The sequence below is a fragment of the Collimonas sp. PA-H2 genome (assembly GCF_002564105.1).
Classification (GTDB): domain Bacteria; phylum Pseudomonadota; class Gammaproteobacteria; order Burkholderiales; family Burkholderiaceae_D; genus Collimonas.
Genome location: NZ_PDBX01000001.1, coordinates 1,395,359 through 1,420,888 on the forward strand (window position 1 = coordinate 1,395,359; position 25,530 = coordinate 1,420,888).

The following is a 25,530-nucleotide window of genomic DNA, read 5'->3' on the forward strand; positions in this document are numbered from 1 at the left end:
CCGCCAAGTAGTCGCATGCCATAATTTTCAATTCCGGGAGTCGCAATGAAATCTCAGACTTTTCTTGCAGCGATAGCTTTGCTGCTCGTCACTGCATCGCTTGCAGCACAGGAGACTCCGTCTTTTCTTTCTGACCACCATTCCTCCCCTGAGGATAGACAAGCTATCGAACAGCTGCTGGCTTCATACACCAAGTCGGTGAACACCGGCGACGAGAAGGCATTTGCGGCACTTCTTCTTGATGAACAAATACCCTTCATGGCGACAAATTCCCTGGATAGCCGCAGTACTGACAACAAGCGTCTTGACACGCACCAATACGAAGATTTTCGTCAGGCAGTTTTCTCAAGCGACAAGAAATACGAACAACATTTCTATAATGTCCGCATAGAGCAAGACGGCAGGCTCGCGCAGGCGTCTCTGGATTTCGTGACAAAAGAATCAAAATCGCAAAAAGGTGGTTACGGCTGGAAAGTCATCCAGCTCCTGAAGGTGAAAGGCACCTGGAAAATAGCAAGTGAGTTTTACACTGCATATCCCCTTCCCAGTAACTCATCATGAAATCGACGATTGATTTAATTGTATTGGCTCCGACTCAGCCGAAGTAATCGACCTAGCGATCACACTTCGGATAAAGTAGCCATCATATTCCCGATCCCTTTGAACATCTTACTTCCATTACTCCTATCATTCGTTGCAATGAAGGAGGTACATGGACGATTGACGCGCATCGAAGCCGAAATCGGGGGGATTTTGAGAACTACTTGCGGTATGCGGCTTGAACCAGTTCTAAAGCCATCCAGCGCTCGAGAAGGTCTTCGCCAGTCGAATCGGTGCGATCATCTGCGGCGATCAATTTGCCATTCGCGCCAAAAATCAAAATAAAAGGCGCCTTGTAGATTCTCGTTTGGTAGTCCCTGATCGCCTCCGAGTATGCGTTAGTCCCTTTGCTGATAGGTATCTTGCGCACGGCGACATCCGGACGAACGCGCTGAAAATCAGCTAGATTCCGATCCAGTTGCATGCATGCTTCGCAGGTATCGTCATGAAAATACACGACGGTGGTCACCCCGGGCTCTGTCAGATCTTTTGGGGTAATAGGCAATTTGGCTGGGTCGACCGCAACAAATCGATTGCCAGCCTGTGACTCCACATAGGTTGTTACCGGCACCATTAATTTTTCCAGGTCCGTCTTCCAGGTGGAAGCGAAATAAATCGCGCAGGCAAGGATGATAAATACGCCAATATGCTTTTTCTTTCTGCTTCGAAACCAGAATAGAACTACTGCGTATCCGGCGCCAAGCAAGACCAGAGCCCCGATCAAGAGATACTTCGGTTGGTTGGGAGCGACCTGGGCTGCCTGATACTCATGGGAAGTAGCTTTGGTATCCTCCTCCTGCGCGGCTAGAATCATGGCATCGATAGCATCCTCAATTCCCTCGGCAAATTCTTCCTTTTTCCAGCGCGGCTCTATGAGTTCTCTGACGATTTGTGCGAGCTTTGCATCGGGGAGCGCGCCAGCAATGCCGGGGCCTGTCAAAATAACGGGGCCGTAGCCCTGAGCCGCCAGAAACAATACCCCGTTTCCCTGCCCGTTATTTCCAATGTCCCATTTCTCGGCCACTTTCACCGCATAGGGATACGGGCCGTCAGCGCCGACCGACGGTACCGACAAGAACACAATTTGGGTTCCGTTACGCTTCTCCAATGCCTGGAGTCTTTTGCTTATCTCCAGTCTCTTCGACATGTCGAGAACATCAAGATAGTCGTTGACCAGCTGGTAACGATCGGGAATAGGAAAGGCTTCCTCAGCTTGCTGAGCATTTTCGGCGGCATGCGCATAAGCGGCGGCACAGCATATCAGCGCCACAAAGATCCAGAATCTGCGCAGCATCATTCCAGCTCTACTTTCGGTACAGGAGGCAGCGCCGAAGTGTTTCCCGCGCTGAGATTTGCTCTAACCTTGTAGCCGGCCCAGTTCCCGATCAAATTGCTTGGAAAGCGGCGCAATATGAGATTGTATTCAGCGACGGCTGCGATGTAGCGTTGACGCGCATAGGAAATACGATTTTCCGTCCCCTCAAGCTGCACCATCAAGTCTCTGAACAGTTCACTAGCCTTCAAGTCCGGATAACTTTCTGCAAGTACTAATAGTCGAGACAGCGGTGCAGACAATTGATCTTGTGCTTGCTGGAATTGCGTAACGGCGTGCGGGTCTCGGCTGTGTTCTGGAGAGGTCGGAAGAGCGACAAGCCGGCTACGTGCAGCTGCGATCTCAGCGAACAGTTTCGACTCATGAGTGGCATAAGATTTGGCCACTGAAACCAAATTCGGAATCAGATCGGTACGGCGAGCGTATTGATTCAACATGTGGCTCCATTCGGCATCAACCAATTCATCGTTGCGTTGCATACCGTTGTATTGATCAACCGAATACCACGCCGTTGCGGTGAGCAATATGAAGAGGACTATCGAAATGGCCGCAAGCCATCTGCAAGCATGGGATTTCGGCTGAATACCGAGGTTTGCGGCATTACTCACGCCGTTTTGCGTGGAAGATACATCGTCCATTAAAGCTCATTTATTTCAATTGATTAAGCCGTATAGCTACAGGCCGGAAAATGGCAAAACCCAAAAGAGATTGCCGCATGGAAAAAATGGCATATTACATTATCAATTGGAAAATTCACAACAAAATGGAGATGTTTTTACAAATCGGAAAGACGTTGGCGTAAACCAGGGCATCTACGTATATTGATTAAAGTTATCGCAGAATGCGATCATGCCTATCAACCCAGAAAAAGAGGCGTTCACGAAGCGCCTGGAATTTGCATTGCGACGCAGCCTCGAATCAGTTCTGGGCACGACAGAACTAGCGCTGAGATTCAATCTTCGGCACGAAGGAAATGCAATCTCGTCGCAGACGGCTCACAAATGGCTAACGGGACGGGCGATTTCCACCAGCGACAAGCTGGCGACAATCGCGAAATAGTTAAATGTGGATCAGCATTGGTTGCACTATGGACCAACGCCAACGAAGTTAATGCCTGAGGCAAAAGACGTGGCTGCGAAGGGTGTGAAGAAACTACCGCCGGAATTGCTCAGTCTCACGGCGAAAACTCAGGAATTGTCGCCGCATCGTAGATATTTGCTTGAAAAACTGGTCGAGCAGTTGCAACATGATGTGGGATAAACTTGCATTCAACCGTGCCGTAACTCGTGAACCAGACAGGAAGGATCTGCCAATGAAACACGTCATTACTCTAGGATGCTTAACGGGTGCCGTAGTCATGTACATTCTTGGTTTAGAATCGGGGGCGGCAATTCTCTTTGCTGCAGGTATTCTGTTCGAGGTGGCGTTTTGGAAGAGAGTATTAAATTTACGCAAAAAATAAAATTCCATTCATCCCAAAATATCGCAATAGCACAGAGTGGAAACAATGCGTTGCGTGGGTAATTGGCACATTAGTTTTGCCTTTCGCTGCGTACCAGTTTATCAATGAAGCGACGCCGGATAGACACGAAGAATGAAACTATCATCAACCATCATAATGGTATCGATTGTAGGGTTGTTGGCATTTACAAATCCTACGCTAGACAGCTATGAGCAGCACATTCATCAAATAATCACTCAGGAAGCCAATAAACGGGATGACTTGACTCAGGCACTGGGGACGTTATTTAGCGGGGTGGCAAGCAGTTTCATAGCTAGCAGTACCGTGAGAAATAATTACATTCTGTTTAGTACTTACGACTCGAACCTGGGGAGTCGACATCTAAAATTTGTAGGTATCCTGGGTAATTTTTTTCAGATATCGTCAACAAATCGCTGATTGTCGCCACGAAAAATTCCCATATGAAATTGACGTACGCCTGAATGATTTTCATGTCATATCGAATATAGGTAGTGTTCTCATATGCTGATCAGAAAAGCCAACAGCACTGACGCGAAGTCAGCTTTCGATATACGAATCGCAGCAATAAATCGCCAATGCATCGATCACTATAATGAACGAGATCTGGAAATCTGGACCACAGGGTCAATGTCGAAGAATTTTGTGACGATAACGAGCTGAAATTTATTGGCTTGGTTCTTTTCTTCCGGTTATTCCAAAATCGGCGTCGAAATCGAAGTCCCGCAGATATCGGGGCGAAACTCCTACCTTGCGATTTCTGATAACAAGCTTGTTGTCGCTTATTTGTGTCTTTTCAATCACTGAACCGGTGAGCGCATTCGTGTCAGTTTGCGTCTCTTTACCGACGCCACCAGGTTCATGGTAAAACCTTTTCATACCGACCAACTTCCACACACCTTTGTAGAGTTTGAATTGATTGGTCGTTGCTCCGCTTCCTCCATCAGGTTCTATGAAATTGGTTTGTATATAGATGCTGGAATTCCGTATTTCCATGCTTTCGACATAACAGCACCCTCCTCCCAAGAAATAGGATTCTGCCGTTTTTTCTGCGACTACGTAGCCGCCCGATGGAATCTGCAGAAGTACATATAGTTGCTGAGTCAATCCAACCGCTTCACCATTATTTCTGCGAACAATGAGTGCGAAGTCATCTAGTCCATCACCATTTAGATCCCCTGTCGCTTCATAAACTGTTTCAGCTTTGTCTGTATTCGCCGAGATTGAGTCTTTGAATGCGGTCAAATTGGGAAAAGTCGAAGCATGTGCGATCGTCAAGAACGTGAGTGCTGATAGCAGGGTTGGCATTAATAAAAATCTCATGCTGCGAGTCCGGATATTTGGCTTTGACATATCTTCAGGCAAGTCGATTAATTGAACGCGCGAAGGATAGGCACGCTGATACGATCTCCCAGAAGAAGTGGACTCTTCATTTGGCCAGGTCATCGACAAGATCAAAGAAATTTTTTGTGTCCGCCTGCTCCGCACAATCTATTCTGCTTTGAGGATATTTTTTTCTGGATTTGTCGAGAGCTTCAATATCGAAGTCTCGCGGATCGCCAACGCTCACTCCTTCAATTATCTCTTGTGTATCCGGGACGGCATGCTCTACGCTGTAACCAATCCCAGCGCTGGCGAAAACAATTGCATCCAGACGAATATCTCCTCCTTGGGCTCGAATTCTCTGTGCTTTAAATCTTTCAAGCGAATTCTTTTTTTGACGGGGATAAGACAATTCAATTTTTCCTGGCGATCCGAATCTGTACTGAAGCCATGGGCTGTCCAATTCAATGGGGTTTCCGAATTTATCTTTATCGCTGTCAAAAACCTCTCCGCACAAAGAAATTATTTTTCCACCATTTGTAGCGCAAGAAAAATAAACCTCTTCATTTTTTTTGCACAGAGAGTTGGCCCCGGTTGCGACATCAGTCACGGTCAGTAGAAGAAGTCCGATAGTCACAAAAATATTTGTATGCACGAGATTTTCCGTTTTTATTGATCTAAAGTTGTCTGACGAACTTTTCCGTTGGGTTCTACTGGCAAAAACTGGTTCTGAGAGCGTTAAGTTGCCGTTCGTTGTTCTTGCTACTGGCCATCAATCTCACCGTCTCCTGTGATTTCGTAGTTCGAACGGTGCCAGCTTTTCCATCAGGGGTATGCGTCAATAATAGAAACCTAAACTTGACAGAAATAGTTGACGTATGTTGCCACTTAGAAATTACTAAAGCAACATTACATTTATGAAAGGCATCGCCATCCGCTGGGCCAATACCGTTGATCGCACCGAAAGTCTTCATAACCTCTGCAGGCCAACGGGCGCGATGCGAATCGACAACATCGCCGCGACACACAATATTACTTTGCGCCTAGCACAAGCAATCAGATTTCAGATAAATCGACCATCACATTCCCCATCCCCTCAAACATCTTTCAAGTTTGCGAACCACGTCAAATCCCGCGTAAAATCCAGATGTCGCGGGTGTAGTTCAATGGTAGAACGAAAGCTTCCCAAGCTTTAGACGAGGGTTCGATCCCCTCTACCCGCTCCAGACCAGCGTTGGCACCCGCTATTTCAGGGTGCCATTTGTATTTTTGAGGCAGGTATTTGTCTGGCGTTACAATGGCCCGGTCCGCAAGGGCAATCCAGCGCTTGCTTCGCTCCACTTAAAGTCTAATTAGCATGTCAGAAAACAAATCCGGCAAACCTCTCTTTTACGATCCGACCGAACACCGGATCCGCAGCTTTGTCACGCGCGCCGGGCGCTTGTCGACGGCGCAGGCGCGCGCCATCGAGGAACTGGGGCCGCAATTCTGTGTCTCATATAACAAGGCTGAAGTCGATCTGGCGCAGGTTTTCGGGCGCACTGCGCCGACTATCCTGGAGATCGGTTTCGGCATGGGCGAGACCTCGGCCAAGATTGCTGCCGGCATGCCGGAAAAGAATTTCGTCGGCGTCGAGGTGCATACCCCGGGCGTCGGCAGCTTGCTGAAACTGATCGGCGAACAGCAGTTGAGCAATCTGCGCCTGATCCAGCACGATGCGGTGGAAGTGCTGACCAACATGATTGCGCCTGGCTCGCTGGCCGGTGCGCATGTGTTCTTCCCGGATCCCTGGCATAAGGCGCGGCATAACAAGCGCCGCCTGATCCAGGGGCCGCTGGTGAGCTTGCTGGCGTCGCGCATTGCGCCGGGCGGCTACCTGCATTGCGCCACCGACTGGCAGGAGTATGCTGAACAGATGCTGGAAGTATTGAGCGCCGAGCCACTGCTAAAGAATACCGCGGACACTTATGCGGAACGGCCGGAATATCGGCCTGTGACCAAGTTCGAGAATCGCGGCCTGCGTCTTGGGCATGGCGTCTGGGACCTGGTGTTCACACGCGTTTGAGCTGAATTGTTAGAGGAAGCCGCAGTATGCTGATGATCCGATTTTTCCCCCGTATCGACAACCGGCTCGCCAGGCTTGCTGCCTCGGCGTCACTGCTTGCCTTGTCTCATATCTCTCTGGCGCAGGCGGGAGAGCAAGCAACGCCGCTGCCGCCTGGAGCCATCACGGTTGAAGACACCCGCTATCAGCCCGCCTCTCCCGGCGCGGCGACGCAATTGCCGACAGCATCCGGCCGGCCGTCAGCCGAAGGCATGGTCGAGGCCGCTAAACGCGATGCCGGCAAGATAGACCGCGAACTGCGCAAGGATGCGCCACCCAAGGAGAAGGCAGCCGCGGCCGCAACGCCGACCATGCAACAGAAACTGGAAATGGGCCTTGCGCCCGCGGCGGCTCCGGAACCTCGCTCGCCGAAAGAAACCACCATGGAAGACATCACGCTGCCGAACGGCCAGCGGGTCACCAAGGTGACCGGGCCGAACGGCACCTATTGCGTCACCCAGATTTCGGTCGGCAACACCAAGGGCGAAGACATCATGCAAAAGGGCGCCGTTTCGCGCACCACCTCCTGCGGCTCGGGGTTTTGAAGCAATCCGGCCATTGCCGATACTCAATTTTGGCAAAATGCCTATGTAGCAGCCCGCCATTCGGTACAATCTGCGTATGTTGTCCGAATTCGACCTGATCTCCCGCTACTTTACTCGCACCGCGCGCAGCAATATCGAGCATATTGCGCTTGGCGTCGGCGACGACTGCGCCTTGCTGACGCCTACGGCTGGCATGCAGCTGGCCATTTCCACCGACATGCTGGTGGAAGGACGGCATTTTTTCCCCGATGCAGATGCTTTCGCGCTGGGCCATAAATGCCTGGCGGTGAACCTCTCCGACCTGGCGGCGATGGGCGCGCGGCCGCTGGCGTTTACGCTGGCGCTGGCGCTGCCCGCTGCGCGCGAGGAATGGCTGGCGCCGTTTTCCAGCGGCCTGCTGGCACTGGCCGATGCCCATCATTGCGAATTGATCGGCGGCGACACCACCAAGGGGCCACTGAATATCTGCATTACCGTCTTCGGTGAAACCTTGCCGGGCCAGGCTTTGCGCCGCGATGCCGCGCAAGCGGGCGATGACATCTGGGTCTCCGGCACGCTGGGCGATGCGCGGCTGGCGCTGGCGGTTTACCGCCAGGAACTGGCCGGCCAGCTGAATCCCGACCTGCAACTCGGCAGCGAGAATTTCCTGCTGGCTGCCGGCCGCATGCATCAGCCCAGCCCGCGCGTTGCGCTGGGACTGGCCTTGCGCGGGATCGCCCATGCCGCCATCGACATTTCCGATGGCCTGGTCGGCGATCTTGGCCATATCCTGAAGCGTTCCGGCGTCGGCGCCACCTTGGCGGTCGACAGCTTGCCGGCCGGTCCCGTACTGAGCCAGCAAGCGCAAGCCATCCGCCGCCATTTCACGCTGGCCGGCGGCGACGATTATGAACTGTGCTTTACCGCCGCCGCCAGCCAGCGCGATGCCATACTGGCCGCGGCCCAGGCCAGCGCCACTGCGGTGACGCGCATCGGCTGCATCGATGCAGCCCCGGGGCTGCGCCTGCAAGACGCCAGCCTGGCGCCACTCAACCTGCAACTCAGCTCTTTCGATCACTTTCAAACCACATGACAACAGCGGACAGCAACCCTTCACAGCAACCGATCCGGCCAGGCCCTCGTTTCATGTTGTCGCATCCCGCCCACTTCATCGCTCAAGGTTTCGGCAGTGGACTGTCGCCCATCATGCCGGGCACCTTCGGCACCTTGTTTGCCTGGCTCTCGTATGTGGTGATGACCACGCGCTGGCCGGAAATTTTTACGCCGCTCAACTGGCTGGTGATCATTGTTGCCGGCTTCGTGGTCGGCGTCTGGACTTGCCAGACCACCGGCCGCCATTTGCATGCGCCGGATCACGGCAGCATGGTGTGGGACGAGATCATCGCGTTCTGGCTGGTGCTGGTGCTGGTGACGCCGGCCAGCCTGTCGGCGCAGTTCGGCGCCTTCGTCGTGTTCCGTTTTTTCGACATGGTCAAGCCGCCGCCGATCGCTTATTTCGACCGCCATTTCAAGGGCGGTTTCGGCGTCATGTGGGATGACATCGTGGCAGCCTTCTACACCCTGCTGTTACTGGCGGTGTGGCGCCTGATTTAGCGCCTGATTTAAGTTGGCGGCATGGCGCGGACGGATTGCATCTGCCTGCAACAAGTGGCAGTATGTGAGCACCGACCAGGCAGAATACAGGAGTTGCTACATGAACACCGCACTCGAAGACAACACTGAACAAATCATTGATCTGGCAGCACAAGTCGGCCGTGCCCTGCAAGCCAAGGGCTGGTTCCTGTCCACCGCGGAATCCTGTACCGGCGGCGGCGTGTCGCAGGCGATTACGGAAATCGCCGGTTCTTCGGAATGGTTTGATTGCGGCTTCGTGACCTACTCGAACGCCTCCAAGACGGAACTGCTGGATATCCCGGAAGCCGAGATCGCCCAGCATGGCACGGTGAGCGAGGAAATCGCCGCCGCCATGGCTGAAGGCGCGCTGGCTAACAGCAATGCCGATGTCACTGTCTCCACCACCGGTATCGCCGGCCCCGGCGGTGCGGTTCCGGGCAAGCCGGTCGGCACGGTCTGCTTCGGCTGGTCAGTGGGTCATCACACTCACACTGAACGGCTGGTGTTTGCGGGCGATCGCCGCGCAGTGCGTGAACAGACTGTGATCCATGCACTGCAGGGCTTGCTGCGCTTCTTGAAATAATCCCGCAGAAGTAATCCCGCTGATGCGCTTCAGGCGCAAGCCTCAGACGCGATGCAGATTGATAGCGTCGCGGGTTTCTAGCGCCACGCGCTTGGCTGCCTGCGCGAAATCCTCGCCCGCCGCCAGGTCCGGCTTGGCGTACAGGATGGCGCGCGATGAATTGATCATCATGCCCATGCCGTTCGATGTCTTGCCGGCATGTACGGTCGCCTGGATATCTCCGCCCTGGGCGCCGACGCCCGGCACCAGCAGCGGCATGTCGCCGATGATGCTGCGCACCTGCGCCAGCTCCTGCGGGAAGGTCGCTCCCACCACCAGGCCGCACTGCCCGTTGGTGTTCCACTTCTCCGCCACCAGGCGGGCAACGTGCTGGTACAGCGGCACGCCGTCCACCGTCAGGAACTGCAGGTCGGAACCGCCGGCGTTGGAAGTGCGGCACAGCACGATGGCGCCGCGGTCTTTCCATTCCAGGTAGGGCGCGACCGAATCGAAGCCCATGTACGGGCTGACAGTCACCGCATCGGCGCCGTAGCGCTCGAAAGCTTCACGTGCATATTGCTCTGCAGTAGCGCCGATGTCGCCGCGCTTGGCGTCCATCACGATCGGGATATCGGGGTGGTTTTCACGCAGGTAGGCGCAGATCGCTTCCAGCTGATCTTCGGCGCGCATGGCCGAGAAATAGGCGATTTGCGGCTTGAAAGCGCAGGCGGTGGCGGCGGTAGCGTCTATAATTTCCTTACAGAAAGTGTAGATCGCGTCCGGCTGATGCTGCAAATGTGCGGGGAATTTGGCAATATCGGGGTCCAGGCCTACGCACAGCAAGGAATTGTTGGTGCGCCAGGCGGCGGATAGTTTTTCTATAAAAGTCACGATCAGGCCTCAATAATGCTAACCCCACATTGTAAATCCAAAAACCCCGGGATTAACTGGCAAACAAGCCGATATGCTTGCAATTTGCTGCCTTTCTCCGTTATTTAACACTTGAGCAGCCTGCGATAGTTTGCTAACGTGCATTACATTGTTTCTTTTATCAGGGATATTCCATGAAAACTTTCTTCAAATGGCTGGCAATTGCCGTCTTCGCCTCTCTTCTAAGCGCTTGCGGCTATAACGATTTCCAAACCAAGGATGAAGCCGTGAAAGCCGCCTGGGGCGAAGTCGTCAACCAGTATCAGGGCCGCGCCGACCTGGTGCCGAAGATCGCCCAGATCGTGAAAGCCTATGCCACCCATGAAGAAGCTACTTTTGAAGCCGTGACCAAAGCCCGCTCTGCGGCGACCAGCTTCCAGATCACGCCGGAAGTGCTGAACGATCCGGCCGCGTTCGAGAAATTCCAGCAAGTACAGGGCCAGTTGTCGTCGGCCTTGTCGCGCTTGATGGCGGTGTCGGAAAATTATCCGCAACTGAAAGCTGACGGCCTGTACCGCGACGCGCAATCCCAACTGGAAGGCATCGAAAACCGTATCAAGGTAGCGCGCAACCGCTACATCGTCGCCGTGCAAGACTACAACGTGCTGGCGCGCAGCTTCCCGACCAACCTGACGGCCATGGCGATGAGTTACAAGGTCAAGCCATCTTTCACGGTGGATAACGAAAAAGCGATTTCGACTTCGCCCGATGTCGATTTCGGCGGCAAAAAATAATGTCGCGTAGCGTAATCCGCGCGCCTGCCGCATGGCTGGCGCTGCTTGGCTTGCTGGCGCTTCTGGCCTCCTTATCGGCCGCCGCGCAGACCATGGCGACGCAGGTAGCGGTGCCGCCCTTGCAGTCGCATGTCACCGATCTGGTCGGCATGCTGCAGCCGGACCAGCGCGCCGCGCTCGACAATACCTTGAGCGAATACGAAACCCGCACCGGCAGCCAGATTGCCATCCTTCTGCTCAGCAAGACCGAGCCGGAAGGCATAGAAGACTATGCGGTGCGCGTCGCCGACGCCTGGAAGCTCGGCCGTAAAGGCATCGACGATGGCGTCATCCTGCTGGTGGCCAAGGATAATCCCAAGGCCTTGCGGCGCATGATGATACTCACCGGGCGCGGCGTCCAGGGCACTTTGACCGACGCCCAGTCCAAGCGCGTGCTGCAGGAAATCATCGCGCCGTATTTTTCCAAGGGCGATTTCTACGGCGGCCTGACGGCAGGCATCTCGGCCATCATGCCGCTGCTGGACCAGGAAAATTTTGCGCCGCCCAGCCGTAAACCGGCACAAGCGCAAGAACCCTCATCCGACCTGCTGGGCGCCCTGGCGCCGCTGCTGTTCTTCGGCTTCATCATCCTGATCACCATCATTTCCCGCTCGCGCGGCGGCAGCGCTGGTTCCGGCCGCGCGCTCAACAGCAATGTCTGGGGTAATGCCGCCGGCGTCATCATCGGCAGCATCCTGAGCCAGGGTGGGCGCGGCGGCGGTGGCGGCTTTGGCGGCGGCGGGGGTTTCGGTGGCGGTGGCGGCGGCTTTTCCGGCGGCGGTGGCGGCTTTGACGGCGGCGGCGCCTCGGGGGATTGGTAATGGGAACTCTACAACGACTCTGGCGTCACCTGACGACCACGCAAGGCAGCGCGCGGCGCACCTTTCCCGCGGCAACGCTGAAAGCCATCCAGAACAAGATCGCCGAAGGCGAAGTCACGCACCGGGCGGAAGTGAAAATGATAGTGGAAGGCTCGCTCAGCCTGCCGGCCGTGCTCAATGGCATGACCTCCCGCAATCGCGCGCATGAGCTGTTCGCGCACTATCGCATCTGGAACACCGAAGAAAACGTCGGCGTCCTGCTGTACGTGAATCTGGCCGATCACAAGGTCGAGATCATCGTCGACCGCGCGGTAGGCCGCGCCATCAAGAGTGAGGAATGGCAAGCCGTGTGCAAGACCATGACCAAGGAGTTCGCCAGCGGCGCCTTCCATGACAGCACCCTGGCGGCGCTGGAACAAATGAACGGCTACCTGACCCAGCATTTCCCGGACCAGGGCCGGAAAAAGAACGAGCTGTCAGACAAACCGATAGTCCTGTAATTACCTCAATCAAATCGACTCTGACCCCAATTAAGTAATTGGGGTCAGAGTCGATTTATCTTCGGCGCATTTCAACCATTTTCATATACCCACTGCAGCAAGCCGTCTTGCGCTGCCTGTCCTCTGGGAGCGTTGGGGTGGTTGATCAGGCACACCACCGCATAGTATTTCCCCGATGTCGCCAGGACGTAGCCGGCGATTGCGCGGACGTCGTTCAGGGTGCCGGTCTTGACGTGGGCCTGGCCGGCGACGCTCTGGTCTTTCAGGCGCTTGCGCATGGTGCCGTCGTAACCTACCAGCGGCATCGACGAGACGAATTCCGGCATGGTCGGCGACTGGAATGCCGAGGTCATCATGCGGCCCATGGTCTTGGCTGAGATCCGTTCGTTGCGCGACAGCCCGGAACCGTTTTCGATCACCAGGCCGCTGGCGTCTATGCCTTTGCCGGCTAGCCAGCTCTGGATGGCGCGGGCGCCGCGCTCGGGGGTGGCCGGGACTTTCAGGATATCCGAGGCGATAGTCAGCAGCACTTGCCGCGCCATGACGTTATTGCTGTACTTGTTGATGTCGCGTATCACTTCCGGCAAGGTGACCGAGTTCCACTCAGTGACCAGACGGGCATCGGGCGGTGTGACGCCGTTCTTGACGCTGCCGCTGAAAGTGCCGCCGAGATCGCTCCACATCTGCCGGAACACCACGCCGAAGTATTGCGTGGAGTTCATCTTGTAGGGATTCACATACCAGGTTTTTTCGCCGCAGGAGGCCGGCAGCACGCCGTTGAAGCTGGCGCCATCGGCGTCGACCGCCGCTTGCAGCTTGCCTTGCCAGTCATCGCAGCTGCCCTGTCCCAGGCGTGGCGGCTTGACCTGGTAGCCGCTCATGGGCGGATCGAGCAAGACATTGACCTGGCGCTTGTCGGCGTCGGGCACGAACTGGAAGGTCAGCGTCTTGTAGTTCAGCAGCAAGGCATCCGGGCCGACGTTGTACGGCTTCATCGGATCGCCGTCGAACTCGGAAGGGTCGTAGGCATTGTCATCGAATGTGCTGCGGTCCAGCACGATATTGCCGCGGATATCGCGGATACCCTTGGCGCGGATCTGGCGCAGGAACAGCCAGAAGTTTTCCAGCACCAGCTTGGGGTCGCCATTGCCTTTGAAAATCAGATCGCCCTGCAATACATTGCCGACCTGGCTGCCGTCAGCGTACGCCTGGGTCTTCCAGCGATAGGCCGGCCCCAGCAGCTCCAGCGCGGCGTCGGTAGTGACCAGTTTCATGGTCGAGGCCGGATTGAACGGCGTGGCGGCATTCGACGAAGCCAGCACCTTGCCGCTGCCGTCGACTTCCTGCACGTACACGCCAACGCTCTGGGCCGGGATGCCGGCCAGCTGCAAGGCTTTGCTAAACGATGCGGGAACGGATGATTCTTGCGCCTGAACGCTAACCAGCAGGAAAGAAGATGAAAGCAGGAGACTTAGCGCGAAGATTTTTTTCAAGTGAGCACCGGCGAAAAAAGAAAAGTTGCGAAGGATTATCCCACGCGTTCACGCGATGCAAAGCTTGTTGTTGTGACAAATTTGAAAATAAGAGGAATACCGCGAGACGCCAGGGTCTCGCCAGCTGCGGCAGCAATACCCTTGGCTTTTACAACAGTGCAGGTATCGCTTCCAGGATAATCAGCGCCAGCAAGGCGCCGCAAACGGCGCCGATGGCGCGCAAGCTGCCACGTGCAAGTTTCGACGCAACCGGCACTTCTCCGCACAAGATGATCCCGGCAATTGCCATCGGCACGAAGAACAGCAGGTTATCCATAATCAGTCTGATCATGATCGTCTCCTTGGTTTACTTGTGATTTCAGTATAGGTTTTGCATGCCTGAAAGCAAGGAGGAATAAAAAAATGACAACGATCAACATATTCAAAAAAGACAATGAAAATAAGTACAACAAACCCTCTGCTGTCCTGCACAATTTTCTTGACCACCATCAACTGCGCGGCTACTATCCACCAGTCTAAATTTTATGGAGCCCCTTTAATGGGCACTTGTTCGAGTGACAGTTGTTGCCAGACCCGTTCTGGCATCGCCTCGGCAAGATAACGCAGGATTCCCCTGCCGTCATCTCGCCAGCGGCGGATGATGGTATCCCCAGTGCACGGAGCATCTTTCCGGCACGCAGTATTCCACCACCTGATCTAGTGGACTGTCACAGCCGAATCGAGAGTGAAGGACACGTATCCGGCGCGCAGGGCAAGGCGCACAGCGGAGCAATAGCGGGACTATTGCGAGCATGTGCAACGCCGCCATGCGCGTCGGATACGTGGCAGGCACTCTTGATTTGGCTGTTACAGTCCACTAATTATGCAAAGTTACGCAGCCGAGTTATAGCGGCTGCATGCTTGGCTAATCCCGTGTTCCGCGTCCGCGCGCCGGGTAATCGAATGTAGCGTCCGTCTCCGGGCTCTTGATATTGTCATCAAGATGTCACCGATCGAATTTACAGTCTGTGCCGCGCTGAGCGTTTTTTGCCTTTTGCAAAGAACTTGTCATCCATATGGATAACAAGTCGTTAATACAAGGTTAATGCGACAAAATTAAAGGCGATAAAGCTAAAAACGCCCAGCCAGCCTCCTCTGATCGACGACAGCCGACCGCACTGCATGAAAAAAGAAGAATTCCATGAATCTGAATATTCTCAAAGATACATTCGTTAGCTTTGTCCGCACGCATGGCATGGATCGCCATTTCCGCCGGCTGGCCCCGGACATGTTCCGCAGCACCCCGGTCAACAAGGAAGTGCCGCCTACGCTGGCGGATGCGCTGTCGACCGCAGCCAGCATCGACGTCAGCGAACTGTTCCAGAGACTGCACAGCCGCGCCGATGGCCTGACCGACGCCGAAGCCGATGACATCCGCATCAGTGCCGGTCCGAATGAAGTCGAGCATGAAAAGCCGATCTCGAAATGGTCCCACTTGTGGCAATGCTACAAAAATCCCTTCAATCTGCTGCTGACGGTGCTGGCCGGCGTTTCGTATCTGACTGAGGACATGAAGGCCACCATCGTCATCGGTTCGATGGTAGTGCTATCGACCCTGATGCGCTTCATCCAGGAGTCGCGCTCCAACACCGCAGCCGACAAGCTCAAGGCGATGGTCAGCAATACTGCTACGGTGCTGCGCCATGACCTGGCCGAAGACATTGCGGAAGAAGCCTTGCGCTACTTCGATGTCACCTTGCACCCCAAGGGCGCGCGCCGCATCGAACTGCCGATCAAGAAGCTTGTGCCGGGCGATATCGTCCAGCTGTCCGCCGGCGACATGATCCCGGCCGACCTGCGCTTGCTGACTGCCAAGGATTTGTTTATCAGCCAAGCGGCCATGACCGGCGAATCGCTGCCGGTGGAGAAATTCGTGGTCCATCGCGGCCTCGACACCAGCAATCCGCTGGAACTGGACAACCTGTGCTTCATGGGCACCAACGTGGTCAGTGGATCCGCCACTGCCATTGTCGTCACTACAGGCAACCGTACTTATTTCGGCGCCCTGGCTGAGCGCGTCACCGCCTCCGACCGTACGCCGACCGCGTTCCAGTCGGGCGTCAACAAGGTCAGCTGGCTGCTGATCCGTTTCATGATGGTGATGACGCCGGTGGTGTTCCTGCTGAACGGCTACACCAAGGGCGACTGGGTCGAAGCCTTCCTGTTCGCCATGTCGATCGCGGTCGGCCTGACGCCGGAAATGCTGCCAATGATCGTTACCTCGACCCTGGCCAAGGGCGCGGTTGCGCTGTCGCGCAAGAAGGTGATCGTCAAGCGCCTGGATGCGATCCAGAACTTCGGCGCCATGGACGTACTGTGCACCGACAAGACCGGCACCCTGACCCAGGACAAGATTTTCCTGGAGCGCCATACCGACATCCTCGGCGAACAGGACGACCTGGTGCTGGAATATGCCTATCTCAACAGCCACTACCAGACCGGCCTCAAGAACCTGCTGGACGTCGCCGTGCTGGAACATGCCGAGCTACAGCGTGAAATGGCGCTGGCTTCGGCCTACCGCAAGGTCGATGAAATTCCGTTCGATTTCCAGCGCCGCCGCATGTCGGTGGTGGTCAGCGAACGCGACGACCACCATGAATTGATCTGCAAGGGCGCGGTCGAAGAAATCGTCTCCGTCTGTACCCACGCACGCCATAACGGCCAGGTGGTGCCGTTCACCAAGGAACTGCTGCAGGAAATCTACGACACCACTTCCAGCCTGAACGCCGAAGGCTTGCGCGTGGTGGCAGTCGCCGCCAAAGACCTGCCGCCGACCAAGGAAGTGTACGGCGTTGCCGATGAATCCGACCTGGTGCTGATTGGCTATATCGCCTTCCTCGACCCGCCGAAGGAGTCAACCAAGCCGGCGCTGGACGCCCTCAAGGAACACGGCATCACGGTCAAGATCCTGACCGGCGACAACGAACTGGTCACCGCCAAGATCTGCCGCCAGGTCGGCCTCGCGGTGGATGGCATGCTGCTCGGTTCCCACGTCGAGAAAATGAGCGATGCCGAACTCGCGGTCGCGGTCGACACCACCACTGTATTCGCCAAGCTCAGCCCGACCCACAAGGAACGTATCGTGCGCATCCTGCATGACAAGGGCCATGTGGTCGGCTTCATGGGCGACGGCATCAACGATGCGCCGGCCCTGCGCGCCGCCGACATCGGCATCTCGGTCGACACCGCAGTCGATATCGCCAAGGAAGCAGCCGACATCATCCTGCTGGAAAAGAGCCTGATGGTGCTGGAAGAAGGCGTGCTGGAAGGCCGCAAGACCTTCGCCAACATGCTGAAGTACATCAAGATGACGGCCAGCTCCAACTTCGGCAATGTGTTCTCGGTGCTGGTCGCCAGCGCCTTCCTGCCGTTCCTGCCGATGCTGCCTTTGCACCTGCTGGTGCAGAACCTGCTGTACGACATTTCGCAGATTACTATCCCGTTCGATAACGTCGACAAGGAATTCCTGGAAAAGCCGCAGCGCTGGAATGCCGCCGAGATCGGCCGCTTCATGGTGTTCTTCGGCCCGATCAGCTCGATTTTCGACATCACCACCTTTGCCCTGATGTGGTACATCTTCGGCGCCAATACGCCGGAGCACCAGACCCTGTTCCAGTCTGGCTGGTTCATCGAAGGCTTGCTGTCGCAGACGCTGATCGTGCACATGATCCGTACCCGCAAGATTCCATTCTTCCAGAGCCGCGCTTCCTGGGCGCTGATGAGCATGACCATCATCATCATGCTGGTCGGAATCCTGCTGCCGATGTCGCCACTGGCCCACTACTTCAAGCTGCAGGCGCTGCCGCTGACCTACTTCCCGTGGCTGGCGCTTATCCTGGTGGCTTATGCCGTGCTGACGCAGGCAATGAAGGGCTGGTACGCAAGGCGCTACGGCTGGCAATAAAAAGCCGCCGTAGTCCTGCGGATGGAGACGACAATATTCATCTCCATCCGGACAAAACAAAAAGCCAATCGCAGAAACGATTGGCTTTTTGTTTTCGGCTGCAGCAAACGTCGCCGCCTGCTGTCCCCTGAGCTATCCCACCAGCCCTGCCGCGATATTGATCGACAAGCCGAGAATGGCCGAATTGAACAGGAAAGTCAGCACCGATTGCAACAATACGATCTTGCGCATGGAGCGCGTCATGACGCTGACGTCCGAGGTTTGCACTGCGACCGCCATGGTGAACGAGAAATACAGGAAATCCCAGTAGTTCGGATTCTTTTCCTCATCCGGGAAACGCAGCGGCGGCGTCTCCGCATCGGCCGCGTAGAACAGCCGCGCATAGTGCAAGGTAAAGATGGTCCCGACCAGGAACCACGAACCGAGCACTGTCATACCTGTAAACAAATAGCGGATCTCTTTCGGTCCCGGCAGGAAATCCTTGGCCTGGGTCAGGCCGAACACCACTGCGGCAATGCTGGAGACAGCAGCGATGCAAATCAGGATCAGGATCATGGTGTCATTCTCATCCTCGATCTCCGCTCTTTTCCTGACCAGCTCGCAACTGGCGCGGGTCATCATCCACCACAGCATCAGCAGATAACTCCAGACTCCGGCGTTCCAGCCGATCAGGGCGCGGGTAATCGCCGAATTCTGCGGCACCACGGCCCAGACGATCAAACCCACCACGATGCCGATGATCAAACGCGGGTGGGTACGAAAAACCAGATTATTGAACCACATGACGCTGCTTCCTTTGCTCGGCTTGTAAATAAGCGCACTTTACCAGAGCCGACTGAAGGCAGGTATTCCTGGCCGCAGCTGGCCCAAGATCAGCCCGGGCTGAGCGCCTCTGTTGCGGCGCTCAGCCGCAAGCTGCAGCGCCATATAGCCAGGCCGAGTGCGCTGAGCAAGGCGCCGCTGGCCGATACCGCCAGCCAGCCGCCATGTTCATAGAGAAAAGTGGAGAGCATGGAACCGGCGGCGCCGCCGATGAAATAACAGGTCATATAGCCCGAAGTCAAACGGTTGCGGGCAGCGCCATGCAGGTGATTGATCACGCTCAGGTTGGTGACATGCACCGCCTGCGCCACCAGATCGAGCAGCAGCACGCCAAGCAGGAGAGCCGCCAGCGAATATTCTGAAAACGCCAGCGGCAGCCAGGACAGCAGCAACAGCGCCAGTCCGATGCTGGTGGCCAGCCCTGCCTTGCCGCGGTCCGCCAGCCGCCCCACTTGCGAGGCTGCCAGCGCACCGGCGGCGCCTACCAGTCCGAACAAGCCGATGGCGCCGTCGCCGTAGTGATATGGCGCAGCCGACAACAGGAAAGAAATGGAGGTCCACAAGATGCTGAATACGGCAAACACAATCGCTCCCAGCAAGGCGCGCATGCGCAATACTGGCTCGTCAACGAACAGGCGCAGCACCGACGTCAGCAGGCGCGGATAGGACAGGCCCAGCGTCTGGTGATAGCGCGGTAACGCGCGCGCCAGCACCAGTGCAGTGAGAAACATCATGGCGGCGCCGAACCAGTACACCGTTTTCCAGCCGCCGATGGCCGACAGATATCCTGCCACGGTGCGCGCCAGCAGGATGCCCAGCAATAAACCGGTCATCACGTGGCCGACCACTTTGCCGCGTTCTGCAGGCGCCGCCAAGGTTGCGGAAAACGGCAGCAGGATTTGCGCCACCACCGAAAACATCCCGGTCAGCGCAGTCCCCAGCAATGCCAGCGCGAGATTCGATGCCAGCGCGGTCAGCGCCAACCCTGCGGCAGACAGCAGAGTCATTACCACGATCAGCTTCTTGCGCTCGAACATGTCGCCCAAAGGCACCAGCAACAGCAAGCCCAAGGCATAGCTGAGCTGGGCCACTGTCACGATCGACCCGGCGGCGCCGTTGCTGATGCCGAACTGGCCGGCTATCGTATGCAGCAGCGGCTGCGCGTAATAATTGCTGGCCACCGCGACGCCGGTCGCCATCGCCATCAATGCCACCAGGCCAGGACTGAGCCTGGAAGACGTCCCTGTTTCCATCGCCAACTACCTTTCCGCTTGATTCAAAAAAAACATGCGCAATTGCCGCCTGGGTTGATGCACCCCAGGCGGCAACGCCGGCTTTAGTAAGGCTTGTTCGGCAGGAACTTGCCATCAAGGGTGATCACTGCACGCGAACCGCCGTCCGGATCTTCCACCCGCTTCAGGTCCAGCTTGAAGTTGATGGCGCTGATGATGCCGTCGCCCAGTTCTTCGTGCACCAGCATCTTCAAGGTGGTGCCATAGATTTGCAGCATTTCGTAGAAGCGGTAGATGGTCGGATCGGTAGGGATGCCGCCCGGGATGCTGCCGCGCAGAGGAATCATTTGCAGCTCTGCCGCCGCTTCCGGCTCGAAGCCGAGGTGCCGGCAAACCACTTCGGCTGCAGCCTTCGGCAGGGCATGCTGTCCTAGCAGCGCTGCCGTGACATAGGCCACGCTCAGGCCGGTGCCTTCGGCCAGCTGTTTCCAGGACAGGTCCTTCAGCGCCTTGGTGGCGATGACGCGGGAAGTGAGGGCGACGCGGTTGTCTTGATATACGTTTGCTTGTTGCATGATGTTTCCTTTTCAGTGAGAGAACGGGTTAAGAACTGACTATGGTTAAACCTTAAGCGGCCAGGGCGCTACGCTTGGCTTGCGTAGCAACGGTCTGGGGAAATTCGGCGAGCGAGACGAACTGATTGCTGGCGCCATCCAGCGCCACTATCGAGCCTGTTTCAATGTCGTACACCCAGCCATGCAGGTTCAAGGTGCCTTGTTCCAGCGCCAGCGCAACGGAAGGATGGGTCTTGATGTTCACCAGTTGGGCGATGACGTTTTCACGCACCATCGAGCTTAGCCGGGCTGCAGGCGAGGCATGGGTACGGGCCGCATTCACTACCTTGGCCGAGTCGGCATGGCGTAGCCAGCCGGCCACTGCGGGCAGATGATCCAGGCATTTGCAGCTGGAGATGGCCGTCATGGCGCCGCAATCCGAATGCCCGCAGACTACGATATCGCTCACGCCCAGCACGGCGACCGCGTATTCGACCGTGGCGGTGACGCCGCCCGGCGCCGAACTGTAGGAAGGCACGATATTGCCGGCATTACGGATCACGAAGATGTCGCCTGGATCCTGCTGGGTCAGCAGCTCCGGCACGACGCGGCTGTCGGAACAGGTGATGAACAATGCGCTCGGACTTTGGGTAGTGGCCAGTTCCTTGAACAGACCGGACAAGCCCGGGAACGTGTGTTTCTGGAATTTCAAGACCCCATCGACGATGGACTTCATGGCGCTTCTCCTTGTAGGTGTTGAAGTAACGAAGCCATGATGAAGGTATTCAGCTATTAGGTCTAAGACCGATATACAATCATTGCCATAATAAATACCTATAGTTATCAAACATGCTATTACGCCACATTCGCTACCTGCTCGCCGTCGTCGAACAGGGCAACTTCACCAGGGCGGCGGAAGCTTTATACGTTTCCCAGCCTACCTTGTCGCAGCAGATCCGCCAGCTGGAAGAAATGCTGGGGGTGCAGTTGCTGGACCGCAGCGGCAGAGTGGTGCGCGCCACCGACGCCGGCGAAGCCTATATCGCCTACGCGCGCCGGGCGCTACGCGAACTGGAGGCTGGCCAGCGGGCGATCCACGATGTGCGCGACCTGGCGCGCGGCACGCTGCGGCTGGCCATGACGCCCAGCCTGACATCCTATCTGGCGGGTCCGCTGATCGCCCGCTTCAACGCCAGCTATCCGGGTATCGCGCTGCAGGTGATTGAAAAAACGCTGGATGCGATCGAAACCGCGCTGGCCGCGGACCAGGTCGACCTGGGACTCGCCTTCAGCCAGGTGCGCTCGCTGGAAATCAGCAGCCGGCCGCTGTTCGTGGAAAAGCTGTGCGTGGTGGTCGGCCTGACGCATCCGCTGGCGCAGCGCCCTGCCGCCACGGCGCTGGCCGCCAGCGAGCTGGGACAGCAATCGCTGGCGTTGCTCAGCAGCGATTTCGCCACCCGTACCTTTGTCGACGCCTATCTGCAGCAACAGGGCATCTCGCCCAAGATCGCGATCGAAGCCAATACCATCAGCGCGATCGTGGAAATCGTCCGCCGCGGCGGCGTCGCCACCATCCTGCCGGATGCGATTGCGCGCGAACATCCGGGGCTGCAGGAAATCCAGCTGAACCCTGCCCTGCCGCACCGCACCGTCTCGCTGTTGTGGCGCAAGGACAGCTATCAAAGCGCCGCCGCCAAGGCTTTCGCCGAACTCGCAGGTAGCTTGGCTGCCGCCGGATAAAACCAGCAACAGCCTGAGCGGTAAGCAATCAAAAACACATGGCAATAAAAAAACGCCCTTGCGGGCGTTTTCTGGATCATGTTGCGATCAGGTTTCGGTAATGTGCAACTTGCTGGCCACCATATGCGCCACGCTTTCGCCCGGCTTGCGGCGGAACTTGCGGCTGGCCCAGAGCAGCAAGTCGTCAACATAGGTGAACACCACCGGAATCACCAGCAGGCTCAGGAATGTCGAGGTCACCAGGCCGCCGATGACGGCAATCGCCATCGGTCCGCGGAAGCTGGAATCCGAGCCCAGCCCGAGAGCAATCGGCAGCATGCCGGCGCCCATGGCGATGGTGGTCATGACGATAGGCTGGGCCCGTTTGTGGCAGGCATCCATCAGCGCTTCGAAACGGCTCATGCCATGATCGCGGCGCGCCACGATGGCGTACTCCACCAGCAGGATCGAGTTCTTGACGGCGATCCCCATCAGCATCAGCAGACCGATCAGCGACGGCATCGAGAACGAGTTATGCGTGATCAGCAAGGCCGCGAAGGCGCCGCCGATGGACAAGGGCAAGGCCGCCAGGATCGTCACCGGCTGCAGGAAGCCCTTGAACAGCAGCACCAGTACCATGTACACGCACAGCACGCCGGTCAGCATCGCCAGCGCGAAGCCGGAGAACAGTTCCTTCATGATTTCGGCATCGCCCAGCGCGCCGCGCTTGACGTTAGGCGGCAGGTTCTTGACGTTCGGCAGCTCATTGATCTTCGCCATCACCTCACCGATTTCGTGGCCGTTCAACTCGACGTGGATGATCACGCGGCGGTTGCGGTCGATACGGTCGATGCGCGCCGGGCCGCTGTCGAAGCGGATATCCGCCACCGAGCTCAAAGGCACGTTGCCGTTCTTGCCCTGCACCGACAAACGCTCCAGCACGCTCAAATCGTGCCGTGCATCTTCCGGCAAACGCACGCGGATCGGAATCTGCCGCTCCGGCAGGTTCAGCTTGGCGACCAACTGGTCGTAATCGCCGGAGGTAGCGATACGCAAGGTTTCGCCGATCGCCGATGACGTCACGCCGAGGTCGGCAGCTTTGGCAAAATTCGGCGTGACGATGATTTCCGGACGCACCAGGCTGATGCTGGAAGTGATGTTGCCAAGGTCGGGAATGGTACGGATTTCGCGCTCAATGGCCCGCGTCACCGAGCTCAGCGCCTGCGGATCGTCGCCCGACAGCAGCAGCTGTATCTCTTCGCCGTTGCCGCCGCCGCCCACGGTAAAGCGCAGGCCCGGCAGCTGCGTCAGCAGCTTGCGCAATTCGCTGTCCACCTCGGTCTGCTTTTCCTTGCGCTCAGGCGGATCCTTGAGCAATACCGTCAAGGTGGAGCGGCGCGCCTCGTCGCCGCCGATCGCACTGTATACCTGGGCGACATTCTTGTTGGTCATCAGCAGACGGCGTGCCTGTTCCGTACTGGCGCGGGTTTCCGCCAGGATGCTGCCGGGCGGCAGTTCCAGCGAAACCTGGGTCTGGCCGCGGTCGCTAGGCGGAATGAAACCGGTCGGCAGGAAGGGGATCATGGCCAGCGACAGGATAAAGAACACCGCGGCCATGGCCATGGTCTTGACGCGGTGGTGCATGCACCAGGAAGCGACTGCCAAGTATTTCGCCATCAGGCGGCTTTCTTTCTTCTCATGCACCAGAGGCTTGAGCAGGTATGCCGCCATCATCGGCGTCAGCAAGCGCGCCACCACCAGCGAGGTGGTGACGGCAATCGCAGCGGTCCAGCCGAATTGCTTGAAGTATTTGCCGACGATGCCGCTCATGAACGCAGTCGGCAGGAATACCGCGACCAGGGTAAAGGTAGTCGCCACCACCGCCAGGCCGATCTCGTCGGCGGCTTCCATCGCAGCCTGGTACGGCGTCTTGCCCATGCGCAGATGGCGTACGATGTTTTCGATTTCGACAATCGCATCGTCCACCAGGATACCGATCACCAGCGCCAGCGACAGCAAGGTCACGCCGTTAAGGGAGAAACCGAGGAACTTCATCACCATGAAAGTCGGGATAATCGACAGCGGCAGCGCGGCGGCGGCCACCAGCGTCGCGCGCCAGTCGCGCAAGAAGAACCAGACTACCAGCACCGCCAGCAGCGCGCCTTCGTACAACAGGGACATCGAGCCGGCATAGTTTTCCTTGACCGCATCGACGTTGTTGAACGCTTCCTCGATCTTGACGTGGGTCGCTTTCTTGTTCAGCTCGGCCACCGCCTTGTTGACCGCGTCGGAGACCGTGATTTCGCTAGCGCCCTTGCTACGTGTGATTTCAAAGCCGACTACCGGCTTGCCGTCCAGCAGCGTCAGCGCAGTGCGCTCGCCGATGCCGTCGGTCACCTTGGCGACCTGGTCCAGGCGGATCACATGGCCGTCCGGCAAAGCCATCTGCAAGGCAGCGATTTCCGCCACGTTGCCGACCGTGCCGATGGTGCGCACCGATTGCCGCGCGCCGCTGATGTCAGCCTTGCCGCCCGGCGCTTCCTGCTGCACGCGCTGCAGCTGGCGCGAGATCTGCGCCGCTGATACGTTCAGGGCTGCCATCCGTTCCGGATCCAGCTCCACCAGTACTTCGCGGTTGACGCCGCCGACGCGGGCGATCTTGCCAACGCCTGCAACCGACAGCAAGGCCTTGGAAACATCGTTGTCGACAAACCAGGACAAGGCTTCTTCATCCAGTTGGTCGGATTTGACGGTATAGGTGATGATAGGCTGGCCGGAAGTGCTGGCCTTGCCGTAGACCGGGTCGCGGACGTCGGTGGGCAAATCGCTGCGCACACGGTTGACCGCATCGCGCACATCATCCATCGCTTCCGAAATATCCTTTTCCAGGCGGAACTCGACAGTGGTATTCACCACGCCATCATTGATGGTGGTGTAAATGTGGCGTATATCGGTGACGGTAGCGACCGAATTTTCAATCTTGCGCGCCACCTCGGTTTCCAGCTGCGAGGGAGAAGCGCCCGGCAGGCTGGTGGAAATCGAAATGAAGGGAAAATCGATATCGGGAGAATCCTGCACCAGCATGTCCTTGAAGCTCATCAGGCCCATGATGGTGAGCAGGATGAACAGCAAGATGGCGGGAACCGGATGCTTGATCGAGAGAGCGGAAAAATTCATGGCCG

25 protein-coding genes, 1 tRNA gene and 1 pseudogene are annotated in these 25,530 nt (G+C 57.0%); 15 read left to right on the forward strand and 12 right to left on the reverse strand.

What is annotated here, in order from left to right:
* Window positions 1-45 precede the first annotated feature (45 nt).
* A complete protein-coding gene (locus BCF11_RS06345; protein WP_098493997.1) occupies window positions 46-561 on the forward strand; it encodes a nuclear transport factor 2 family protein in 516 nt (171 codons plus the stop codon).
* Between the two features lie 199 nt (window positions 562-760).
* Here BCF11_RS06345 and BCF11_RS06350 read toward each other — a convergent pair whose 3' ends face one another.
* Entirely contained in the window at window positions 761-1,897 is a 1,137-nt protein-coding gene (locus BCF11_RS06350) for a YgcG family protein (protein WP_098493998.1), read from the reverse strand.
* Complete coding sequence (locus tag BCF11_RS06355) at window positions 1,894-2,571, reverse strand: LemA family protein (RefSeq protein ID WP_098493999.1); 678 nt, start codon at window positions 2,569-2,571, stop codon at window positions 1,894-1,896. The genes BCF11_RS06350 and BCF11_RS06355 overlap by 4 nt, the downstream gene beginning before the upstream one ends.
* Window positions 2,572-2,782: 211 nt before the next feature.
* On the opposite strand from BCF11_RS06355, the pseudogene BCF11_RS06360 reads away from it, so the two are divergent.
* The 3 genes and pseudogenes from BCF11_RS06360 (at window position 2,783) to BCF11_RS28580 (ending at window position 3,833) form a co-directional block, all read left to right on the forward strand.
* Window positions 2,783-3,193, forward strand: a pseudogene (locus tag BCF11_RS06360) (transcriptional regulator).
* Entirely contained in the window at window positions 3,180-3,395 is a 216-nt protein-coding gene (locus tag BCF11_RS06365) for a hypothetical protein (protein WP_098494000.1), read from the forward strand. The pseudogene BCF11_RS06360 and the gene BCF11_RS06365 overlap by 14 nt, the downstream one beginning before the upstream one ends.
* Window positions 3,396-3,551: 156 nt before the next feature.
* Complete coding sequence (locus BCF11_RS28580) at window positions 3,552-3,833, forward strand: DUF4359 domain-containing protein (RefSeq protein WP_369827838.1); 282 nt, start codon at window positions 3,552-3,554, stop codon at window positions 3,831-3,833.
* A 246-nt stretch (window positions 3,834-4,079) separates the two neighbouring features.
* On the opposite strand, the gene BCF11_RS06375 is transcribed toward BCF11_RS28580, so the two are convergent.
* Window positions 4,080-4,736, reverse strand: a complete 657-nt coding sequence (locus tag BCF11_RS06375) for an FG-GAP repeat protein (protein WP_158229156.1) — start codon at window positions 4,734-4,736, stop codon at window positions 4,080-4,082.
* Window positions 4,737-4,842: 106 nt separating this feature from the next.
* Window positions 4,843-5,391 carry a hypothetical protein gene (locus BCF11_RS27465; protein ID WP_143751272.1) on the reverse strand — a complete coding sequence of 183 codons (549 nt, stop codon included), beginning with the start codon at window positions 5,389-5,391 and terminating at the stop codon, window positions 4,843-4,845.
* Window positions 5,392-5,888: 497 nt separating this feature from the next.
* On the opposite strand from BCF11_RS27465, the gene BCF11_RS06385 reads away from it, so the two are divergent.
* The 6 genes from BCF11_RS06385 (at window position 5,889) to BCF11_RS06410 (ending at window position 9,582) form a co-directional block, all read left to right on the forward strand.
* A tRNA-Gly gene (locus BCF11_RS06385) sits at window positions 5,889-5,962 on the forward strand.
* Between the two features lie 131 nt (window positions 5,963-6,093).
* Entirely contained in the window at window positions 6,094-6,801 is a 708-nt protein-coding gene (gene trmB, locus BCF11_RS06390; RefSeq protein WP_098494004.1) for a tRNA (guanosine(46)-N7)-methyltransferase TrmB, read from the forward strand.
* A gap of 26 nt (window positions 6,802-6,827) precedes the next feature.
* Window positions 6,828-7,385, forward strand: a complete 558-nt coding sequence (locus tag BCF11_RS06395; protein WP_098494005.1) for a hypothetical protein — start codon at window positions 6,828-6,830, stop codon at window positions 7,383-7,385.
* Between the two features lie 76 nt (window positions 7,386-7,461).
* Window positions 7,462-8,457, forward strand: coding sequence for a thiamine-phosphate kinase (thiL, locus tag BCF11_RS06400; RefSeq protein ID WP_098494006.1), 996 nt, complete (start codon window positions 7,462-7,464; stop codon window positions 8,455-8,457).
* A complete protein-coding gene (locus BCF11_RS06405) occupies window positions 8,454-8,978 on the forward strand; it encodes a phosphatidylglycerophosphatase A (RefSeq protein WP_098494007.1) in 525 nt (174 codons plus the stop codon). Before thiL ends, BCF11_RS06405 begins: the two co-directional genes overlap by 4 nt.
* Before the next feature lie 100 nt (window positions 8,979-9,078).
* On the forward strand, window positions 9,079-9,582 hold the full coding sequence (locus tag BCF11_RS06410; protein WP_098494008.1) for a CinA family protein: 504 nt from the start codon (window positions 9,079-9,081) through the stop codon (window positions 9,580-9,582).
* Window positions 9,583-9,624: 42 nt separating this feature from the next.
* Here BCF11_RS06410 and pyrF read toward each other — a convergent pair whose 3' ends face one another.
* The gene (pyrF, locus tag BCF11_RS06415; RefSeq protein WP_098494009.1) at window positions 9,625-10,452 is read right to left on the reverse strand and encodes an orotidine-5'-phosphate decarboxylase; all 828 of its coding nucleotides are present in this window, start codon (window positions 10,450-10,452) and stop codon (window positions 9,625-9,627) included.
* Between the two features lie 173 nt (window positions 10,453-10,625).
* Here pyrF and BCF11_RS06420 point away from each other — a divergent pair, with 173 nt between their 5' ends.
* The 3 genes from BCF11_RS06420 to BCF11_RS06430 are packed head-to-tail and all read left to right on the forward strand — an operon-like array spanning window position 10,626 to window position 12,585.
* On the forward strand, window positions 10,626-11,225 hold the full coding sequence (locus BCF11_RS06420) for a LemA family protein (RefSeq protein ID WP_098494010.1): 600 nt from the start codon (window positions 10,626-10,628) through the stop codon (window positions 11,223-11,225).
* Window positions 11,225-12,085, forward strand: a complete 861-nt coding sequence (locus BCF11_RS06425; RefSeq protein ID WP_098494011.1) for a YgcG family protein — start codon at window positions 11,225-11,227, stop codon at window positions 12,083-12,085. The genes BCF11_RS06420 and BCF11_RS06425 overlap by 1 nt, the downstream gene beginning before the upstream one ends.
* On the forward strand, window positions 12,085-12,585 hold the full coding sequence (locus BCF11_RS06430) for a TPM domain-containing protein (RefSeq protein WP_098494012.1): 501 nt from the start codon (window positions 12,085-12,087) through the stop codon (window positions 12,583-12,585). Before BCF11_RS06425 ends, BCF11_RS06430 begins: the two co-directional genes overlap by 1 nt.
* 71 nt (window positions 12,586-12,656) lie before the next feature.
* Here the strand turns inward: BCF11_RS06430 and dacB are convergent, their stop codons facing one another.
* Window positions 12,657-14,078, reverse strand: a complete 1,422-nt coding sequence (dacB, locus tag BCF11_RS06435; RefSeq protein WP_098494013.1) for a D-alanyl-D-alanine carboxypeptidase/D-alanyl-D-alanine-endopeptidase — start codon at window positions 14,076-14,078, stop codon at window positions 12,657-12,659.
* A gap of 148 nt (window positions 14,079-14,226) precedes the next feature.
* The gene (locus BCF11_RS06440) at window positions 14,227-14,409 is read right to left on the reverse strand and encodes a hypothetical protein (RefSeq protein WP_098494014.1); all 183 of its coding nucleotides are present in this window, start codon (window positions 14,407-14,409) and stop codon (window positions 14,227-14,229) included.
* Window positions 14,410-15,258: 849 nt separating this feature from the next.
* Between BCF11_RS06440 and mgtA the strand changes: the two genes are divergently transcribed.
* Entirely contained in the window at window positions 15,259-18,021 is a 2,763-nt protein-coding gene (mgtA, locus tag BCF11_RS06445; RefSeq protein WP_098494015.1) for a magnesium-translocating P-type ATPase, read from the forward strand.
* 132 nt (window positions 18,022-18,153) lie between these two features.
* On the opposite strand, the gene BCF11_RS06450 is transcribed toward mgtA, so the two are convergent.
* From BCF11_RS06450 to BCF11_RS06465, 4 genes are all read right to left on the reverse strand, one after another.
* Window positions 18,154-18,804, reverse strand: coding sequence for a DUF1345 domain-containing protein (locus BCF11_RS06450; RefSeq protein WP_098494016.1), 651 nt, complete (start codon window positions 18,802-18,804; stop codon window positions 18,154-18,156).
* A gap of 89 nt (window positions 18,805-18,893) precedes the next feature.
* A complete protein-coding gene (locus tag BCF11_RS06455; protein WP_098494017.1) occupies window positions 18,894-20,096 on the reverse strand; it encodes an MFS transporter in 1,203 nt (400 codons plus the stop codon).
* Between the two features lie 83 nt (window positions 20,097-20,179).
* Entirely contained in the window at window positions 20,180-20,650 is a 471-nt protein-coding gene (gene cynS / locus BCF11_RS06460) for a cyanase (RefSeq protein ID WP_098494018.1), read from the reverse strand.
* A gap of 52 nt (window positions 20,651-20,702) precedes the next feature.
* Window positions 20,703-21,365, reverse strand: coding sequence for a carbonic anhydrase (locus BCF11_RS06465; protein WP_098494019.1), 663 nt, complete (start codon window positions 21,363-21,365; stop codon window positions 20,703-20,705).
* Between the two features lie 113 nt (window positions 21,366-21,478).
* Between BCF11_RS06465 and cynR the strand changes: the two genes are divergently transcribed.
* A complete protein-coding gene (gene cynR / locus BCF11_RS06470; protein WP_098494020.1) occupies window positions 21,479-22,369 on the forward strand; it encodes a transcriptional regulator CynR in 891 nt (296 codons plus the stop codon).
* An 87-nt stretch (window positions 22,370-22,456) separates the two neighbouring features.
* On the opposite strand, the gene BCF11_RS06475 is transcribed toward cynR, so the two are convergent.
* The gene (locus tag BCF11_RS06475; protein WP_098494021.1) at window positions 22,457-25,525 is read right to left on the reverse strand and encodes an efflux RND transporter permease subunit; all 3,069 of its coding nucleotides are present in this window, start codon (window positions 25,523-25,525) and stop codon (window positions 22,457-22,459) included.
* Window positions 25,526-25,530 lie beyond the last annotated feature (5 nt).